At 61.1% G+C, this 19,529-nt stretch carries 14 protein-coding genes; 2 read left to right on the top strand and 12 right to left on the bottom strand.

Annotated elements, in window-relative coordinates; all coding sequences use genetic code 11:
- Positions 1-226 precede the first annotated feature (226 nt).
- From V7S63_RS24320 to V7S63_RS24280, 9 genes are all read right to left on the bottom strand, one after another.
- Positions 227-1,270 carry a class I SAM-dependent methyltransferase gene (locus V7S63_RS24320; RefSeq protein ID WP_336532109.1) on the bottom strand — a complete coding sequence of 348 codons (1,044 nt, stop codon included), beginning with the start codon at positions 1,268-1,270 and terminating at the stop codon, positions 227-229.
- Between the two features lie 86 nt (positions 1,271-1,356).
- Positions 1,357-2,409 (bottom strand): NAD-dependent epimerase/dehydratase family protein, encoded by a 1,053-nt coding sequence (locus tag V7S63_RS24315; protein WP_336532108.1) that lies wholly within the window; start codon positions 2,407-2,409, stop codon positions 1,357-1,359.
- Between the two features lie 202 nt (positions 2,410-2,611).
- Positions 2,612-5,566, bottom strand: coding sequence for a methyltransferase domain-containing protein (locus V7S63_RS24310; RefSeq protein WP_336532107.1), 2,955 nt, complete (start codon positions 5,564-5,566; stop codon positions 2,612-2,614).
- A gap of 5 nt (positions 5,567-5,571) precedes the next feature.
- Positions 5,572-6,357, bottom strand: a complete 786-nt coding sequence (locus V7S63_RS24305; RefSeq protein WP_336532106.1) for a glycosyltransferase family protein — start codon at positions 6,355-6,357, stop codon at positions 5,572-5,574.
- Positions 6,358-6,752: 395 nt separating this feature from the next.
- Positions 6,753-7,742, bottom strand: a complete 990-nt coding sequence (locus V7S63_RS24300) for a class I SAM-dependent methyltransferase (RefSeq protein ID WP_336532118.1) — start codon at positions 7,740-7,742, stop codon at positions 6,753-6,755.
- A 19-nt stretch (positions 7,743-7,761) separates the two neighbouring features.
- The gene (locus V7S63_RS24295) at positions 7,762-9,015 is read right to left on the bottom strand and encodes an acyltransferase family protein (RefSeq protein WP_336532105.1); all 1,254 of its coding nucleotides are present in this window, start codon (positions 9,013-9,015) and stop codon (positions 7,762-7,764) included.
- Complete coding sequence (locus V7S63_RS24290; protein WP_336532104.1) at positions 9,012-9,983, bottom strand: class I SAM-dependent methyltransferase; 972 nt, start codon at positions 9,981-9,983, stop codon at positions 9,012-9,014. The genes V7S63_RS24295 and V7S63_RS24290 overlap by 4 nt, the downstream gene beginning before the upstream one ends.
- Positions 9,984-10,154: 171 nt before the next feature.
- Entirely contained in the window at positions 10,155-11,477 is a 1,323-nt protein-coding gene (locus tag V7S63_RS24285; protein WP_336532103.1) for an ABC transporter ATP-binding protein, read from the bottom strand.
- Positions 11,467-12,303 (bottom strand): ABC transporter permease, encoded by an 837-nt coding sequence (locus V7S63_RS24280; protein ID WP_336532102.1) that lies wholly within the window; start codon positions 12,301-12,303, stop codon positions 11,467-11,469. Before V7S63_RS24280 ends, V7S63_RS24285 begins: the two co-directional genes overlap by 11 nt.
- A gap of 437 nt (positions 12,304-12,740) precedes the next feature.
- Between V7S63_RS24280 and V7S63_RS24275 the strand changes: the two genes are divergently transcribed.
- Both V7S63_RS24275 and V7S63_RS24270 read left to right on the top strand, forming a co-directional pair.
- Positions 12,741-16,235 carry a glycoside hydrolase family 99-like domain-containing protein gene (locus tag V7S63_RS24275; RefSeq protein WP_336532101.1) on the top strand — a complete coding sequence of 1,165 codons (3,495 nt, stop codon included), beginning with the start codon at positions 12,741-12,743 and terminating at the stop codon, positions 16,233-16,235.
- Between the two features lie 75 nt (positions 16,236-16,310).
- Entirely contained in the window at positions 16,311-17,159 is an 849-nt protein-coding gene (locus tag V7S63_RS24270; protein ID WP_336532100.1) for a rhamnan synthesis F family protein, read from the top strand.
- A 28-nt stretch (positions 17,160-17,187) separates the two neighbouring features.
- Here V7S63_RS24270 and rfbA read toward each other — a convergent pair whose 3' ends face one another.
- Genes rfbA through rfbC form a run of 3 tightly spaced genes read right to left on the bottom strand, consistent with a single transcriptional unit; the run spans position 17,188 to position 19,518 of the window.
- Positions 17,188-18,063 (bottom strand): glucose-1-phosphate thymidylyltransferase RfbA, encoded by an 876-nt coding sequence (gene rfbA, locus V7S63_RS24265; RefSeq protein WP_336532099.1) that lies wholly within the window; start codon positions 18,061-18,063, stop codon positions 17,188-17,190.
- Between the two features lie 7 nt (positions 18,064-18,070).
- Positions 18,071-18,964 carry a dTDP-4-dehydrorhamnose reductase gene (gene rfbD / locus V7S63_RS24260; protein WP_336532098.1) on the bottom strand — a complete coding sequence of 298 codons (894 nt, stop codon included), beginning with the start codon at positions 18,962-18,964 and terminating at the stop codon, positions 18,071-18,073.
- A complete protein-coding gene (rfbC, locus tag V7S63_RS24255) occupies positions 18,961-19,518 on the bottom strand; it encodes a dTDP-4-dehydrorhamnose 3,5-epimerase (protein WP_336532097.1) in 558 nt (185 codons plus the stop codon). The genes rfbD and rfbC overlap by 4 nt, the downstream gene beginning before the upstream one ends.
- Positions 19,519-19,529 lie beyond the last annotated feature (11 nt).

Below are 19,529 nucleotides of genomic sequence, written 5' to 3'. Positions count from 1 at the left end.
GTCCTCAAATCCTCGCTGGAAAAACAGGCCGCCTGAGGCCAGAAACGAAACTCAGGACTCTCCCTCAGAACGGAGGAAGATCAGGGTCTCAGGTCAAAATTCATCGCAAAATCGATGCCTAGACGGCATTGGTCAAGATGAACGATCCTTACCATCCTCAGCCAGTATCAAGTGAGCACAGTACATCCTTCGAACGCGCCGAAACCACTTGCCTTACAATCTTTCGTCAGCGGCGACGCAGCCAGAGGCCGCCGCCCGGGTGGCCGGCATAGCCAGAGTGACGCTCATTGGCGAGTGTCGGACGCTCGATGGCAAAGTGATGATTGAAGAACATGATCTCGTAGGCGTCGTTAAACATCAGGAACGCTCGCAGCAGATAGATTTCGTTCCAAGAGCGGTTGTCGTCGATAACCCACACTTTCGGGTACTCGAAATTGTGGAAAAAATCGTGGAAATGCACGATCACGCCCGGCGCGAGGTGAGGCAATATCTCGAAGACCTCGTAGTTGACGTCGCTACCGGTTTTTGAAATATGGGTGGTATCGAGGAACAGGATATCGTTCGATTGTAGCGAGGTGAACAGCGTCTTGTCGACGTTTTGGACGCCCGCTTCGTGAATAGTGACGCGTCCGGTATCACCGGTCTTGAGCAGGCCGCGAAGCCGATCGGGATAAGGCTCCACGAAAGTGCACTGCGTCTGGCTCCCGGTGTCGGCGCTAATCTCATCGAGCGTGTCGAGAATGACCGCGCTGGAGAAGCCGGAGCCGACTTCGACGATGCGTCGCGGCCGGAATTCGCGGATGAACGATGCCAGGATCGTAGCGTCGCCGACATTGTAGAAGTCGTTGTTTGTGAAGTACCGATGTCCGCTGGTCGCATTCTCGGGAAAGCAGATCGCCGGAAAATGCGCCGCGAACTTGAGGAACAACTCTTCCTGCTGCTCGGTCCGGAGATCGATCCCGTCGATCTTCCTGTTCGGAACGGCTTCAAGGAAGCGCGACCTCTGCAACTCCGCAACATCGCAGACCGGCGAATAATAGTGACCGGGATGGACGAATTGCGGCGAGGTCTTGGCCTGGGTTCGCCGGGTGACCGTCTCTTCGGCCGTCAGGAGCTCGGACACGTAGCGACGCGCCCCGCCCGATGTGCTTACGATAGCAAGACCGTACTCCAACGCTGCCGGATCCGGCTTGCGGCCAAGCACGGCCTCGAATGTCAGTTCGACGAACTGCCTGTCGTTCGTCATCGGTGCGTCTGTAGGCGCGCTCATCTGGCTGTCCCTTAGCTCAACTGTCATTATCGGCCCGCCTTGAGGCGCAAGCGCAATCTCGCTGTGAGATCCGTCTCTTCCCACGCTCAAGGCAACTGCGTCTCGATCCATTCGCACAGTGCCGGCAGCCCGCGCTCGAGCGGCCAGGACGGCCGCCAGGGCAGGTGCTCGAGCGTCGGCGCCAGGTCGCAGGATGCGTGCCGCACATCGCCCAGACGGTATTGCGCACTGACATGTGGTTCAGGTGCATCGTAGTGCTTCGCCAGCATCCACGCGGCGGTGCTGAGTGGGCTCGCCTGACCGGAACCGACATCGAAGCGCGTGGTGCCAGGCAAGTTCGCCGCGATAGCAGCGTGAAACGCTCCGGCGACATCGTCGACGAAGACGAAATCGCGCAACATCGCCCCGTCTTCATAAAGCGGCACGCTGCGCCCCTCGCGTGCCAGCCGCGCGAACAAGCTGACGATCCCGGTATAGGAGTTGGTCAGAGATTGGCCGGGTCCGTAGACGTTCTGAAGGCGAAGAATCGTCACGCCGATTCCGAAGGCCTTGCCCCAGGCGTCGAGGATGTGCTCCTGCGCGAGCTTCGTCGCAGCATATACGTTGGATGGCCGCGGCTCCGTCACGGCAGCCGCGAATGGCTGGTGCGCGAGGCCGGGGAAGTCCCACTCGCGTCGCTTCAACTGCTCGCTGTCGCGGCCGCCCGGATAGACCAAACGACCATCCGGGGCAACCCAGGCACCTTCGCCGTAGACGGCCCGGCTCGACGACAGGATGAACTGGCGGGGAAGAATCTCATGCCGGCAGAAAGCGTCTAGCATCGCGGTGGTACCGACGACATTCTCACTCGCGTGGCGGGTCGCCTCCCGCAATGACTGCCCAGTCCCGGTTTCGGCGGCAAGATGGATCACGACGTCGGGCTTGAAGCCGGGCAGGATTTCGTCCCACGAGCCGGGAGAGGTGACATCCTTCTGCTGAAACTCGACGCGTAGATCAAGCGCCGCAGGGCGTTCCTGTCGCGCATGGACCTGCGGGAGCAATTTATCGACGGCAACGACGCGGTCAAAACGCTCCGCGAGTCCCGTGGACAAGGCGCAGCCGATGAAACCGGCGCCACCGGTAACAAGACAATTCGACATGACGGAGCCCACAAGTTCCTTCCAAATGCAATCAACCTGCCTGGCGGAACGAATTGGACGCTCGCCTCCAACCGGACCCAAAGCTGACCGCAAATCTCACATTTGCAAATTCTACCAGAACATCAACGAGTTGCCAGCAGCTTCCCGGAACAGACATTTGCTCCGCAGTTCTATATGTCGAACTGCGGATGTCGACATCTGATCACTGGTTGCGCTCGCGACCATAGCGTCCAGCCAGCCTGCCGGCCAGCCGAAGCGGGGCGGCAATCTTCCAGGACACCGACTTTCGAATGTCCTGCACCATCCGTCGAGCGGCCTCCGGATCGGTCGGGAGATCCTCGATCGTAGGGCCCGTGTCCCGCTGCCCACGCAACGCGGCGGTCACGACCCGGAAAGGCCGGGTGAGACGCCAGGACGTGCTGTCAACATGCAGTCTCGCCGCGGTGATTGCGGCGGCGCCCTCCAGAGCAACCACGTTGTCCAGGGGACTCGGCGCGACGCGCACCAGCCGGCCGACCAGGCGAATCGGCGCAGTGATCTCCCATGAGGTCGAGTTCTGAATTTGCTGGATCCAATGCAGCGCCTCCCCCATCGAAGTCGGGGTAACCTCGGCGGGATCGATCTCCCTGCGCCCTCTGAGAGCGGCGATGGACCGCCGGAGCGGCCGGGTCACGCGCCATGACGTGCTCTGCAGATATCCCTGCAATCTGCTGCGAATCTCGCGGTCATGCTCGTAAAAACCGAGCACCTCTCGCTCGAGCGCATCTCGACGCTCGGTCATCGCGACGATTGCCCCTCGCGCACCGCTCGGAAGCAGGACAGGCCGTCTCGAGCCCTCATCGATGACACGCTGACGATTGGCACTCCACTCGGAGGCGGCATGCTCGAACAGCGACGACTTCGCATTGGTCCACCACCGGTAGACGCTCGTGACCTCCGCGCTCGCTTCCACACCGCAAAGAGCAGCCGCCCGCGAGGTCAGTTCCCAGTCCTCGACCGTGGAAAGGGTTTCATCGAAACGCAGGCCAAGTTGGTCGAAGACCGCGCGGGGGAATGCAATGCTCATGAACGGCGTGTAGTTGCCGCCGAGATGAGCGACCGCGTCATAGGTCGCAGGCCACTCCAGCTCGAACCAGCTCCCCGCGCGCGATCTTGATGCATCTGCGGCGCCGACATGCTCGAACTGCTGGCGCGCGCACGCGGCACGCAGCAGCTTGCCGGCGCCCGCATTGCCCAATTCCCGGAAGGTCTCAACATAGTGGCCGAAGACAAAATCGTCGTCGTCCAGCACTGTGACATAGTGACCACGTGCCAGAGCCACGCCATCGTTCAGCGGCGCCGCGCGCCCGGGCCGCGTGCATTGATGAAGCCGGACCCTGCTCGCAAGACTGTGCGGAAACTCGTTCACGAGCTCAGCGACCTGAGCGAACACCGCTGCATCGGAGCTATGCACGACGATGACCGACTCGAAATCGGTGCAGCTCTGCCCCGCCAGCGAGAGCAGCATCTCGCTGAGCGTGCCAAGGCGTGTGCCTTGAGTCCGCGTCACGATCGACAGGAAGGGGCGCCCTGTTTCATCGTCGGCCAGCACCGGCCTGTCCTTCAGCGCCTCCAGATAGGGGCCGGCCAATTCCCGCAATTGCGGAGCGAGAGCGAAGAGGCGCTCATATGGCCGCGTTTGGCGCAGCGCTTCTTCAACAGCGGCGAGTTCCTGCAGCGATCGCTCGATCGCAGCGGCGGTGCCTGGAGGCACGACCAGCGGCCGGCTGTTGAGGTAAGACAGCACCGTGTCGGGAACGGGGTCGACAGAAAGGCTTTGCGGCGCAGCGAGCAAAACACTCCCTCCCGCCCCAGCCTGCTCCAACCCGCAAATCAGGATGGCCCGGGAGATGGCGACCTGAAGTTCTGCTCCTGCCGCGGCCGCTCCTGTCATCAGCCCAAGATCGCTCAACGCCCGACGCGGCACCGCAAATTCAGCCACCGGCTGATCGGCCCGGAGAAACGGCGAGAGCCGGCCGACGCGGACCTCACCGTGATGGAGCCAACCGACGCGAAGCGGATTTGCGACGATCACGGAGAGCAGGCCAGCCGCCCAGCTCTCCGGCAGGACCGTGCCATGCGGAACAAACGCGACATGGCTGCGCGAAGCCTGCGTGACGCCCGCTGGCAAGGGTGCAGTATCGACTTCCGTCGGGCGCACGACGATGTCGACCTGAGCGATTCCGCTCAGAACGCCGCGGATACGCGCCTCCGCCTGCCCAACATGCGAACCGACAACGACAACGGCCTGGAAAGCGGTATTCGACTGGCGCGCCAGGGAAACCAGCGTTGGCAACGCGTCATCAAGGGCTCCTTCGTCGCCAGGAACAACCACGACAACCGAAAGGCCGGTCTCCAGCGAAGGGAGGGCCTCGACGATCAGTGGCGACGCCTTCGGCTTCGCAGGGCGGAACGCACGGACGAATTGATTGACAAGAAGGTCGGGATTGGCTTGCGCGACCAGATCCCGGAGAAGCCCGCCCATGGGCGAGCCGACATCCAGCAACGGCAAGTCCGGCGGAAAGTGCTGATCGCTGATCTCCAGCAGCCAGTCCTGCTCGCCCACCTGCTCCCAACCGCTCGCGGTGGTCCGGAGAGCCAGCCGCTCGCTGTTGTAGAAATCGACATGGGTATGATCGAGTAACCCGGATTCCGTAATGTCCCAGCGCCCAGCCAGGCTCTTGAGCGCAATATCCTTGTGATTCACATTGGGGACGCTGATGACGAGCAGCGACCCGTGATCGCCCGCGATCCGGCGCAGCATCGCCAGGACGTCTTGCCCGTTTATGAGATGTTCGAGGGTATCGATGATCGTCATCGACACGATCGGCCGATCGCCGACCACCCTGCGGATGGTCTGCTCAACCTCATCCACCCGGAGCAGGTCTATCTGCTCCGTCGCGAACCCGCGGGCGCGCAGATTCGCCAAGCCGTCGTCGGCCATGTCGAAGCCGACATAATCAAGCTTCAGGCGCTCGGCGATCGGCTCGGCAATTGCGCCGTAGCCACAGCCGATGTCGACATGGACGCCCTGGCCGAGATCGGCACTCTGCAGCAGCGCCACGACGTTGCCGTAAACCGACACGTCCTCATAGCTGTGCTTGTATACGACGGCCATGGCATCTACCTCGCGTTGAAGCGGTGATGCGCATAGGCACCGGCAATAAACTGGCCAACCTTGTGGTCCTCGTCGACCGGCGCAGGAAGCTGTCCCTCGGATCGCCTGGTTTCGAAAGCCTTCGCCGCCTTTTCCATATCCGGATTTTCCGATGACAGAAAATACTGCAGATAGGTCTCGGTCAGATCCGGCCTTGAAAACTTGTGCGTGAGCATCAACGCCGCCTCGGCGGAATAATATCTCTCGGCAGCAGACGTCATCCAACAGCCGCGATTGTCGAGCCTCTTGTCATGATAGACGACCGCGCTGTCCCTATGGATGACCTTCTTGCCTCTCAGGCGCGCCCGCCAGGAGAGATCGACATCGTCCCCGTACAGAAAAAATGACTTCGAATCGAAGCCGTCGAGCTCCTTGAAGAGGGCGGCTGCGCCGATCAGGCATGCTGTCGAGCCCCAGCTCGTCTCGCCTGTATCCCTGTCGTAGTCCTTCTGGTGCTCAACCGGCAATTGCCGCGCCTCGACAAAGCCGGCATCCGGAGTTGCCAGCCCGTCGATCAGCTCAATGAAGAGCCGAGGCGAAGCCAGAACATCCGGATTGAAGATGACGACAAGATCGCTCGCGGTATGCGCCAAAAGGCGATTGTGACCTTCGGCCGACCCCAGATTACCGCCGAAGAAAGTGTACTCGATCTCCAGGTTTTCTGCAAAGCGCTCCCGAATTTCTACTAAATAATCGTTATCGAGTACAGTCTCGGGCGAGCAATCGCCATACGCAACAACGACTCGGTTCAAATATCCATTTATCTTAGCCAGCTTTGTAGCAGAAGCTAAATATTCAAGAGCTCGCTCTACACTTTCTCGCGGCAATCTGTACAACACAGACTGGATCCTCACCGACATCGGTGAGTTGGGCTCACTCCGCAAACGCTGGCTTGAACTCATCTCACCTTCCCCAATCTGGCCTCAGCACAAGCGCAATTTTCGAACCGCTTGTCGGTCAGATCGCTGCCGCCACCTAAGCTGCGGCTTGCTAGATTAATCTGGCGCCAATTGCAATGGATTGCCGATTCTCGGATGGCCACGCGCCCATGTCGGACATGATGCCGGCGCTCCATGCAGCCGTTACCACACCGAGCACCTGCGAAAATGCGGCGAAGCGTTCAGGGGATTATGAAGGAACAAGCGACCTACTTCGCGAGCCGCTGCTTCGCCCTGCCAAGAGCCGCATAGAATCCGCCATGCGGATCTATCCCCAACCTGCGGACCAACCGCTGTTTCGCCGTCAATGGCGGGGCCTTTCTTGCAATGGCGTTGACGAAATAGTGAGGCAGTTGGCCGCTGTCGACCAATGCGGTCTCGATGTCGATCAGCGTGCGGTAGGCTTCCACACCACGAGGATCGTCGTAGATATAATCGTAGTTCAAGCACCACATAATCATGAAACTCAGCGAGCCGTACTGACCGTGAACTTCCATGTCCGGCCAAATCCGCCTCATCGTTGGCAGTATCTCGGAGGAATGCACAGCTTCGGTCGGATCGACTTCGATCACAGCTTCGGGCGTCGGGAATTTCAGCTCCGGTTCTCCCGGAAGATGCAGCTCGGGGGCCAGCATGCGATAGATGCGACGGGCAATGTCCGTATGCTCGTCGGGATAGTCGAAACGATCCGGGCCGACATATTCGAAAGCCCAGAGTACGCCGCCGGGCGCAAGCGCCCGCTGACAATTAAGGAGCGTCCGCTCCAGCTCGTGGATATGGTGCAGGGACGCCATGAAAGTGATGACATCATAGGCACCTTCCTCGAGAGGAATTTCGTTAACGTCCGCGCAGTGGAACGTGATCCGGTCGGCAACACCGAGATCGGCCGCTCCTGCCTTTGCCAGGTCGAGGCCGGCCTGGCTCAGGTCAAAATAATCGTATCTTTCGACCGCGCCGCTCGCGACGATCTGATTTTCATGAAACGCCACACCAACACCAATCCCCAAGCCGCGGCGAACCGGCTTGTTCATGAGCTGGGTTTTGATAAACCACTGCGCATGGGTAGCGTGGCCGCCCATGATGCGTTTCATCCGCTCTTGCGCGGCTGGATGCCCGATCCACTCCCTCCTGGAAAAACGCTCGTTCTCATAGGCCGTCGCCCAATGATCGGCAGTTTTCTGCCGATCGCTGTCCGTCATCGCGCTCACGATCAAGCTCCTATGGTTTTGCCGCCGGTTGCACCGGGGGCGAGGGGACGGTCTTGCCAAGGCGCAGTACACGCTCGGCAAACCAGCCCGAGACCACCACAGCCGGACGATCGACCAGTCTTTCGAACAAATGTGAGAAAGCCAGCACTACAACAGCGGTGAACAGGGCGGTGACTGACAGCGCCGACCCGTAATCCCATCGCCACCGCAGAACAAGGAGGCCCATCATGCCGTAGCTGAGCGAAAAGATGATCGGCCAGTGCAGCAGATACATGGCGAACGAGAGCCTGCCGAGATAAACGGGAATCCTGGACGCCAACAGGCGGGCAACGCTCGCAGAGCCGATGACTCCCATAACGATGAAAACAGCGCCGAATGTATGGTAGAAAACACGTTTGCTCACCTCGAAACTCGGCAAAGGCGCTGGAGGCGTTGGCAAGGTCACATTGGCGAGCGGGGAGAAGAACGGCGAAAAATCGAAACTGCCGAGAAACAGTCCCGCCAACACAAGCGTGACGCTCATCAATTCCGAGCGCTTGAGGCCGCGCTCGACATAGTGGATGGCGCTACCGAGGAAGATCGCAAGGTAGTGGAAGAGATACTCGGATTGTGGAGCAATGCAAGTCACGATGGCGATATAGATAGCTATATTCAGTGCAAAATACTTTTTCCCAAAGAAGAGATACGTTGCAAATAAAACGAACGAACCCATCAATTCGATTTTGATCGTCCAAAGCGGCCCGTTGAACTGGGCTAAGTGCAGGAATTGCGTGCCGAACAATGCTTCCGCCAACGCGGCCTGAAAATTTAGAGTTTGCGGATAATAGATTAAAGGCCAGCCGGCGCTGCCCAACTCAGCGATCAGACCGTTCTTCATCAGCCCGGCCGCGAAGAGCGCCCAAGCGAAAAGGGTCGATGCCAGCACGGGGATGGTGAGGCGCAAATACCGCTTCGCTGCCCCGGTCCGCAACGAATCGACATCGTCCCTCGTCATAAAGCGACGCGTCAGCACATACCCGCTCAGCACGAAGAAGATCGAGACGGCAAAACTGCCATTGTAGAAAACGCTGAAGATCGGCTGCACCACGATCGATTCCCAGCCGTAGCGAGAGGGAATGACTAGGTTCGGCCGCGCATAGGTGGCCAGATGAGGAAGAAACGCAAACAGAAAATGCGCGCAGAAAACGCCGAGAGAAGCGATGCCCCGGAGGCCTTCCAAAGCCTCGTTCTTGGAGTCAGCGCGCCCCGTCGAAGAGGAAGTCATGGAGAGCTCGTTTTTTTTCCCACCGAAAGGCGCTGACGGCCGCGGCTCGGCAGCAGTCGCTCGGCCAGTTTTTTCACCACGGTCCTCGAAGAACTCTTCCTACCGATCAAATAGGCAAAGTAATGCGGCAGTTCTCCGGAATCGATAACGAGTGTATCGAGATCCATCAATGTGCGAAAGAAATCCCGCCCCTTTTCCGTATCGTACAATGCGTCGTGATTCAAACACCAAGATAGGATGAAAGCAAAAGATCCGTACGTATTTATCGTGGTCGTTTCCGGAAAAATACGATTGAATACGTCCGGAATCTTTGAAGAATTAACAGACTCAGTTGGATCGACGGCGATCAGCTCTTCCTTCGTGCACCAGGCGAGTTCGGCCATTGATGATTTCTTCAGCTCCGGATCGATTATCCGGTAGAATTTCTTTGCCAACTCCGCATCACGGTCAGGAAATTGAAAGTAATCAGGGCCGATATACTCCGCCGCCCAGATGATTCCTCCTGGGGCAAGCGCTGCCTCGCACTTCCTTAGGATAGGTTCCAGATCCGCAATGTGGTGAAGGGACGCGATGAACGTGATGACATCATAACTGTTCGGCGCCAGATCAACCTGATGCACGTCAGCGCAGACGAAGTTCGCCAGATGCGCGATCCCGTCCCGTTCTGCGTCGGCCTTGCCGCCAGCGAGCGCAACCGGGCTGACATCGTAGAGATCATATTGCTCAAATGCGCCCGTGGCGAGCAGCGAGAGCTCCGTCTTGGCGAGGCCCACCCCGATTCCAAGGCCGCGAAGTCCGGACCGGCCTTGCAGGTAAGTCCTGGAAAACCACTCCTCACGGGACGCGACGCCTCCCAGGATGCGGTGCAATCGCTCTTTGGCGTAGGGGTGAAAAGACCATTCTGCGCGAATGAAGCCGGGATCGAAATGGTGCCTGTCCCAGTGATTTGCAGTTTGCTGATGGTCCATCGAATACCGCGGCGAGCCTCAAGAGTGCGCCCTTATCACATGGAGAATGCGCTTAGCGCAACCCAATGCGAATGCCTTACCAGCAGCCTCGGACTCGGCCACAACCGCCTTGGCTTCATCGACGCACCCAGCAAACGATGCTGCCCCTTAGGCGGTCGCCGGGCCCTTCGTCTATAGCCTCTCGATCGTCATCACCATGCTCGTCAAACCCACCATGCCACGATGGCCGTGAGGCTGAAGCGACTTGAAGACGAGCGCATCGTTGACCCAGTGGTGCATGACATGGCTCTGTTGCGTTCCGTCTGCCACGGTAGCGCTGACTGAGTAGTCACCTGCCAGCAAGTAAGGCATGTCGAACTCGAAATTCGCTTGGAGCAGCGTGCCAGGTCCGGCAGGTATCATACCATTCCCGAAGCTCAGAAACGTGTTGTCGCTGAACAGCTTCTGTCCCATCCGATCTCTGATGACGAAGCCGATAATCGGGTTCTGCAGAGCGAGGTCCAATGCAGCGGTTATCGCCAGCGTCACGCGCTCCCCCCCTTCGATCGCAAGTAGCGCGATCCCATTCTGGTCGAGAAGCCTGACGCTTCTGACGGAAGCTCCGCCTGCGCCGAACGATGTTGCGCTAGCCGGGATCGTGGCCTCGGTCTCAGCATGAGCCGCGACTGAAGCGCCGTCTGCTTCTTCAGCATCCGTCGGCGGCTGCGCCGCGGCACTCCCGGAACCTGATCCAATGGACTCGTAGATCTTCGCGAGATAGGCGTCCGAAACCTCCTTCGGCTCGCCGTCATGGATGACCTCGCCCTTCTCGAGCCAAATGGCGCGGTCGCACAGCGCGACCACCGCCGAAGTGTCGTGGCTGATGAAGAGCAAGGTGCCGCGCTCAGTAAACTCGTGCAGGAAGCGCATGCATTTTTGCACGAAGAACGCGTCGCCGACGGCCAGCGCCTCGTCGATAATCAGGATGTCCGCATCGATATGGGCCATCACCGCGAAGGCCAGCCGTACCGCCATGCCGCTGGAATAGGTCTTGACCGGCTGGTCGATGAAATCGCCCAGCCCGGCGAACTCCATGATCGCGGGCAGCCTCTCCTCGATCTCGCCGTCCGAAAGACCCAGGATCGAGGCGTTGAGCCTGATGTTCTCGCGACCGGTAAACTCCGGATTGAAGCCGGAACCGAGCTCAAGCAATGCGGCGACCCGGCCGTGCGTTTCGACGACGCCCGTCGTCGGAGCCAGCGTGCCGCAGATGATCTCCAGCAAGGTCGACTTGCCCGCGCCGTTGCGCCCGATGATGCCGACCGTCTCGCCACGGCGAATCGAGAAACCGACATCGCGCAGCGCCCAGAACTCGCGGAAATACCGAGGCACGGGCCGACCCAGCAGCCGCGCCAGAGTCCCGAACAGCGCCTGCTTCAGCCTGTCCTGCGGACGATCGTAAACGAGGTAGCACTTGCCGACGCCCGTTACGCTGACGGCAATATCAGAGTACATCGGCGAACCCCTTGCGGATACGCTGGAAGAACGCCAGGCCCAGTACCGCGACGAGCCAGCTCACGAGAAAGTAGATGCAAAGACCGCTCCAGTCCGGCAGCCTGCCCCAGATCAGAACGTTCCGCGCCTGCTCGACGGGAAAGGTTAGCGGATTGAGGAACAAAAGCTGCCGTACCGCCGCAGGGACCGCGCTGACAGGGTAGAGAATCGGAGCTAGGAAGAACATCGCGGTCACGACGAGCCCGATCAGCTGGCCAATGTCGCGCAGGAATACGCCGAGCGCGGACAGAAACCAGCACAGGCCGAGCGACAGCAGGAGCAGCGGCGCCAGGACGAGCGGAATCAGCACCATTGTCCAATGAAGCGGACTGCCTGCGGCCAGCATCGCGGCGATGAGCACCGCAAGATTGATCGCGGTCGCAAACAAGGCCGATCCCATCGCGACCACGGGCAGGATTTCGAGGGGGAAGACGACCTTCTTCACGAAATTCGTATGCGCGATGATCAGCCCGGGGGCGCGGCCGATGCCCTCGGCGAACAGACCATGGACCAGGAGCCCGGCGAACAGGATCACCGCGAAGCTGACCCCGCCAGTGTTCTCCGCACCCGCCCAGCGGCTTTGGAAGATCACGGAGAAGAGAAAGGTGTAGATGCCAAGCATCGCCAGGGGCTGCATCAGCGACCAGGCGACGCCGCCGAGCGAGCCGCGATAACGGGCTGCGACCTCCCGTATGATGAGCTTGAGGATAAGCTGCTGGTTGCGCCAGACGCTCGCGATCGGCTCGATCGAAGCGAAGGCCCAGCCTCGCCAACGGAGATTGTTCATCAGAATCGCGAAATCCAATTGGTGAAGCGCCTGCAGTCTCTCGTCCTCGCCTAAAGCCTCGGTACGCTGCCAGGATCGGCGCCCTCGTTATCGCGGTTTTCAAGCAAGCGCCAGTATCGAACAGGGCCGGGGACATCGTGCCAGGGCGCGAACGGGTCGACGGGCAGGCCAGGAGCTTGGTCCCGGATCAGACCGCGATGGCTTGAAGGCCACAATATCTGGCCTTCCTGCGGCCGGCCAAACCGGGATTGCCAGTTCAACCGCAGCTGGATAGATGAACGCAGCAAATGCGAGCACGGCGGACGATGGCCGCGGCCGGCAGCCCGGCGGCGTTTTGACAAGGAAAATGTGCTCCGATGGGGCCCCCTGCCGGCGGCGATAGCCATGAATGACACTATCTGCTGCAGGCTATGCAGCGAAATCGGGGCCAAGGCGCAATGAGTCGGTTCTTCCCTTACCCGACCCGGATGCTCGCCCGCTTGCTTGGCCGGCAGATCGGACGGGCGCAGCGGGCTTTCAAGCTCTTGCCTGATGCAATGTCGCACACCGGCGGCCTCGGCGCGACCGCACGCAAGGCGATCCATATCCTGCGCAGTGAGGGGCTGGCCGGCCTGCGCGGGCGCCTGCGTTTCCTCGAGACTATGCGCCGCTCGGGGAGCGGCGCCGGCCCAATGGTGGATGACGAGGACACCGGTGACTGGCGCATCATCCGCCATTACGTCGATCCGCGGCTCGACGTCCTGCCGCCGGATTGCCCGAACGGACTTTCCGTGGCGGTGCATCTGCATCTCCCGAACGTTGAGAAACTAGAGGAGATCGCCGGCAGGCTCGGCAATATCCCCTGCGCCTTCGACCTCTACGTCTCGATCCCGGAGGGTGGCAGCGAGGAGAATACAATCGAAAGATTGCCTGAGCGCCTGCCGCGGCTCGGCCGATTTGTCGTCGAGCAGACGCCGAATCGCGGACGCGGTCTGGCGCCGCTGATCGCCCGTTTCGGTACGCGGCTGTCGCAGTATGCGATCATAGGCCACTTCTCCGCGTCAACGGCGCCGCATGATAGCGAGCTGGGCGGTGACAATGGACGGCTCGAACATCTACTTGGCCCGGCGCGGTCAACCGGCGGCCGTATAGCGCATTTCTTCACTCTGCTGCAGTCCAGCGCTAAGCTGATCTATCCCGAGGGCCGCAGCGAATTCCTCAAGGACGAAACCGGCTGGGCCGGCAATTATGCGATCGCGCGTGAGCTTCTGCAGCGCTGCACCAGCCTTTCGATCGACGACTTCCCGAGCGTCGAATTTCCCGAAGGCGCCATGTTCTGGGCGCGCGGCGCGAGCCTGCGCAGCTTCCTGGAATTGCCGCTTTCCTTCGACGACTTCCTCGAAGAGCCGCACGCGCCGAGTGGAACGCTTGCGGATGCGCTTGAGCGACTCATCTTGGTCTTCGCCCGTGACCAGGATGGACGGTTCCTGCGCCTGCATCGTGGCGATTCGATCCCGGACTACCGCGCCTATGAAGAGCGTCGGGATTTCAGCGCCTCGATTGTCCATCACGACGTCAAGGTGCTGGCCTACTATCTCCCGCAATTCCATCCGACTCCCGAGAACGACGAGTGGCACGGCAAGGGTTTCACGGAATGGACCAAGGTGCGTGCTGCGAACCCCCTGTTCGAGGGCCATCATCAGCAGCATATCCCGCACCCGGATATCGGCTACTACTTGCTCGACAGCCCCGAGCCTCTGCGTATGCAGGCGCAGCTCATGCGCACTGCCGGTGTGCATGGCATGGTCTTCTACCATTATTGGTTCGGCGGCAGGATGATCCTCGAATATCCGGCGCGCATGCTGCGCGACACGCCGGATATTCCGATGCCGTATTGTTTCTGTTGGGCCAACGAAAACTGGACCAGGCGCTGGGACGGTAATGAGAGCGAAATTCTGCTCGCGCAGAATTACTCGCGAGAGGATGCGCGGGCCTTCATTCGCTATCTGATCCCCTTCTTTGAGGACCCCCGCCACCTGCGGATCGAGGGGCGCCCGGTCCTGTTCATCTACCGCCCCTCCTCGATCCCCGATATCGGCAGCTACGTCGATATCTGGTCCGAGGAGTGCCGGAGCGCTGGCCTAGAAGCCCCTTATCTGACGGCGGTCCTGACGCGCGGTGCCACGCATCCCGGCGAATTCGGCATGGATGCCGGCGTCGAGCGCGTGCTGCACGACTGGACTCGCGGCGGCGCGCCCGAGATCAAAGCGAGGCTGAAGTCCTACGCACGCATCGATGGCAGCGTGCTCTCCTATGACGATGTCGCGGGCTTCTATGAAGCGCAGACCGACGCGAAGGACTTCACCTATTTCCGGTCGCTCGTTCCCATGTGGGACAATACGGCGCGCTATGCCGACAAGGCCAGTGTCCTGCATGGCAGCACGCCCGCGCGCTTCCAGGCATGGCTCGAGAACGCAATCCGCTACAGCGAAGAGAATCTGCCCGCGGACCGCCGGCTCGTTCTTGTCAATGCGTGGAACGAGTGGGCAGAAGGCGCGCATCTCGAGCCCGATACGCGGTTCGGCTACGCCTATCTCAACGCCGTTGGCCGCGCATTATCAGGAGTACCCTACGCGGCCCAGCTCAATCCCAACGACATCCAAGTCGACGGGACCCGCATCCATCTGGCGTTTGCGCCTGTCATCCGCGAATGGCTAGCCGCCGACACGGTGATGGCACAGCGCTTCTTCCACATGCTGGCGCGCTCCTCGATCTTTGAGCGATGCATCGTGACGATCGACGCTGAACTCGACGGCTGGTTGCCACTGCCTGCTGTGACGGGCGAGTCGGACGCAGCCGAATTTGCCCTCGAATTCCGAAAGCTCGCCTTCTTTGGACCTCGCCTCATCGAGACGATGGTCCAGACCGCCCTGTCCTACCCCGAAGCGGTCATCGTTCCCAACGCCCATCAGGGCGAAGGGACGCTGGTCCAGGTCACCGCGAACGGGTCGATCCGAACCGTCGATGCTCGCTCCGCTCCACTGCTGCTCTCTCCCGCGGGCGTCTCCGGGAGTCATTTCAAAAACTTCCGCATGCGCACGGACGCGCAATGCTTTGTCGCCGAACCCAATACCGAAGCGACGGACAATCTACCCGCTGTCACGACCATCATGCGCATACACAAATCGGCGGATTTCGAACTGCTGCGCAATGCACTGTGTTGTCTCGTCGCCATGCGGAACTGCATCTGTTCGCCGTTGATCGCGGCGCAGGACCTGTCGCCCGAGCAATCGCAGGCGCTGACCGCGCTACTGGACGATCTCCCCTGGTATCCGGGCCACTCGCCGAAGGTGGAGCATTACCGTTCGGCAGACGGCCGGGGTGATCTGCGCTCCAGAATGCTCAACGAGTCGCTCCGCAAGGTCGAGACCCGCTATGCGGGTTTCTTGGACTATGACGATCTGCTGATGCCCCATGCCTATGAGTGGCTGATCAGCCGGCTGCGCATGACTGGCAAGGCTGTGACCTTTGGGCGTGTCTTCGCTACCACATTCTCTAATTCCACCGGATTGCGCCTACAGCGTTCGCGCATGTTCGAATACGGCTATTCATATGAAGAATTCGTCGGGCACAACCACGCGCCGCTCCACAGCTTCCTGATGGACATGAGCAGGATCGATCTGGCAAAAATCGTCTATCATGACGACCAGCGCTACATGGAAGATTATCTTCTGACCTTGCAGCTTTTCACCAAAGACAATTGCGACTGGGACAGCCTGAGTGAGAATTTCTACATCGGCGAGTATATCCATAGCGTCGACCGGGCGCACACGCTGGCTTTCTCGGACGATGCCGCGCGGCAGGCGTTGCTGGACGACCCCGAATATCAGCTCTGCGAGACCAGGATCCAGGAGCTTCGTCAACGATTGATGCGAGGCCGCGCAGCCACTTGATGGTGCTGCCTATCTCTCTCCCAAGCGAGCCGGATATGGTCGTTCTGTTGCTCGGCCGATGAGCGTGTGGTCCAGATGATCGAGAGAAAGCTCTCCTACGCCTATGCGCGCCACGCTCTCGAAAAGATCGCGACCATCACCTTCGGCGCTCTCGTCGTTTCCGAACTCGGACGACGGGCACGCCGCGCGCTCGCCGCAATCGGGCGGCAGCGGCAGATGCCGAAGGTGCGCACGGCCATACTGGCCCATGCCTACCATGTCGAACTCCTCGACGAGATCCTCGCCTGCCGGGATGTGCTGCCGGAGCTCGTACCCCTGCATCTGACAGTTCCGATCGCGCGATTCGACCTCGTGCGGCGGCGGACCGAAGGGCTTCCGGCCGTCGTCCTGCACCCTTGCGAGAATCGCGGGCGCGATATCGCACCGTTCCTGGCGGTTCTCGGATCGGGAGGGCTCGACGGCTACGACGCGGTGCTCAAGCTGCATACCAAGCGCAGTCCGCATCTGCGTGACGGAGAGATCCGGCGCAAACTCCTCTTCGACATGCTTTGCGGCGAGCGCAACGCCACGCTATTGGCCCTGACCGCATTCGAGGACAGGCGCACCGGCATGGTGGGGTGGCGCGGTTGCTTCCGGACGCGGCCGTTCTACTGGATGTTGAACGAGGCGCGCGTGCGCGAAATTGCGGGCCGCATGGAAGTTCGCGGAGACGCTCGCCTCGGCTTTTTCGAGGGCTCGATGTTCTGGTTTCGGCCGGCCGCCCTTGCGGCACTGACCGAGCTGAAGCTCAGGCCGGAGGATTTCGAAGCCGAAGCACTGCAGTTGGACGGCACATTGCACCATGCCATCGAGCGCTGCTTCACGATAGCGGCCTGGGCGCGCGGCTACAATGTGCGCGACCTCCATGGCCGCGTGCTCGGTTAGTACGTCACCCACTGCAGTGGAGGGCGCTTCAGGCTCCGATTTCTTGGGCGCGCCGCAGCAGGTACTGCCCATAGCTTCCTTTCGCGAGCTTCTCGCCTAGCTCGTGCAGCTGCTGGGTGCTGATCCAGCCTTGCTGGCAAGCGATCTCTTCCGGGCAAGCGATGCGCAGGCCCTGGCGGCTTTCCAGCGTCCGGACGAACTCGCCGGCCTCGAGCAGGCTATCGGGCGTGCCGGTGTCGAGCCAGGCGAAGCCACGGCCCATGCATTCGACCGAAAGCTCACCGCGCTCGAGATAGACCCGGTTGACATCGGTGATCTCAAGCTCGCCGCGGGGGGAGGGCTTGAGGTTGGCGGCGATGTCCACGACCTGCGCATCGTAGAAATAAAGGCCCGTCACTGCCCAGTGCGATTTCGGCGCCGTGGGCTTCTCCTCGATTGAGACCGCCTTGCCCGCAGCGTCGAACGCGACCACGCCATAACGCTCGGGGTCGTGCACATGATAGGCAAAGACGCTCGCGCCGCGTTGGCGCGCGGCAGCCGACGCCATCATCTCCGGTAAGGTGTGGCCGTAATAGAGATTGTCGCCCAAAATCAGCACGGACGGTCCGCCAGTGACGAAATCGGCGCCGATGAGATAGGCCTGTGCCAGGCCGCCGGGATGCGGCTGCTCGGCATAGGAGAGAGTCATCCCCCAGTCCGAGCCGTCCCCGAGTAGGCGCTTGAAATGCGGCAGGTCGTGCGGCGTCGAGATGACCAGCACCTCGCGAATGCCGGCCAGCATCAGCGTCGAGAGCGGATAATATATCATGGGCTTGTCGTAGACAGGCAGCAGCTGCTTCGACATGGCCAATGTCATCGGGTGCAACCGCGTGCCGGAACCGCCGGCCAATATGATGCCCTTCATCGCAAGGCTACCCCGTCTGTTGGCTGGTCAGGAGACGGCGCACGCAAATCGACAGCGCGTCCTGCCATTGCGGCAGCCTGACTTGGTGGATCTCGGCGAGCCTAGTCGAATCCAGGCGCGAGTTCGCCGGCCGCCGGGCCGGCGTCGGATAATCGGCGGTTGCGATGCGCTTGACCCGCACCGGGGCACCGCCAAGAGCCTCGCGCTCGGCGAAGATCGCCTCGGCGACATCGGCCCAGACGGCCTCGCCCTGGGCGACCATGTGGAAGATGCCGCGCAGGGCCGCTTCATTCGGTCGGTCGGTCAGATTGCGCGCGACGGCGAAGATCGCATCGGCGATGTCGAGTGCGCTTGTGGGGCAACCATGTTGGTCGGCGACGACGCCGAGCTCGTCGCGGGTTTCGGCCAGCCGCAGCATGGTCCTAACGAAGTTCTTGCCGAAGGGGCTATAGACCCAAGCCGTGCGCAGAATGGCATGATTCTCCGTTGCGGTCGCGACCGCATGCTCTCCTGCGAGCTTGCTTGCGCCATAGGCGGAGATGGGGCCGACCGGATCGTCCTCGCGATAAGGCCGCCCGAGGCCGCCGTCGAAAACGTAGTCGGTGGAGATCTGGATCATGGGGACGCCGAGCGCGGCAGCCACGCGCGCAGCTTCGCCGGCCGCCTCGCCATTCACGCGCAGGGCAAGCTCAGGCTCGCTCTCGGCCTGATCGACCGCAGTGTAGGCGGCCGCATTGACGATGACGTCAGGCTTTGCCGAGCGCAATGCCGGCGCGACAGTCTTCAGGGCGGCGAGATCGAGCTCGGGGCGACGCAATGCGACCACCTCGAAACCTGCCGGCACGCGCTCCAGCATGGCCTGGACGACCTGACCGGTCCAGCCGGTGACGACGATCCTCATGCGAAATACCGCGGCAGGTCGGCGAGGCGCGGGTGCTTGCGGTCCTTGTCCGAGAGCACGAGCTCACCATGTGGCAGGCGCCAGTCGATGCCGAGCGCCGGATCATCGAAGGCCACGCCATGATCGTTCTTGGGGCCGTAAGGCGCCGTCACCTTGTAGAGGACCTCGGTGTCGGGCTCGAGCGTGACGAAACCGTGGGCAAAGCCGATCGGAACCAGGAGCTGGCGCCAGTTCTCCGCCGACAGCTCGATCGCCACATGCTGTCCAAAGGTCGGGGACGAAGCGCGCAGATCGACGGCGACGTCGAGAATCCGCCCCTTTGTGACCCGCACCAGCTTATCCTGCGCGAAGGGCGCCGATTGGAAATGCAGGCCGCGCAGCGTGCCGACGGCAGCCGACAGCGACTGGTTGTCCTGGACGAAGTCAAGATCGAGCCCGGCCTCGGCGAAGGCTGCCCGATTCCAGGTTTCCGAGAAGAAGCCGCGATGATCGCCGAACTTCTTCGGCGTGATAATCTTGACGGCCGGAATGGCGGTCGGTTCGACGCTGAGCATGATTCTCATCC

It is taken from the genome of Allobosea sp. CCNWLY174 (genome assembly GCF_037120455.1).
Lineage (GTDB): Bacteria > Pseudomonadota > Alphaproteobacteria > Rhizobiales > Beijerinckiaceae > Allobosea > Allobosea lupini.
Note: the sequence above shows the minus strand (reverse complement) of the source record. Positions and strands in the feature narration are given on the sequence as shown.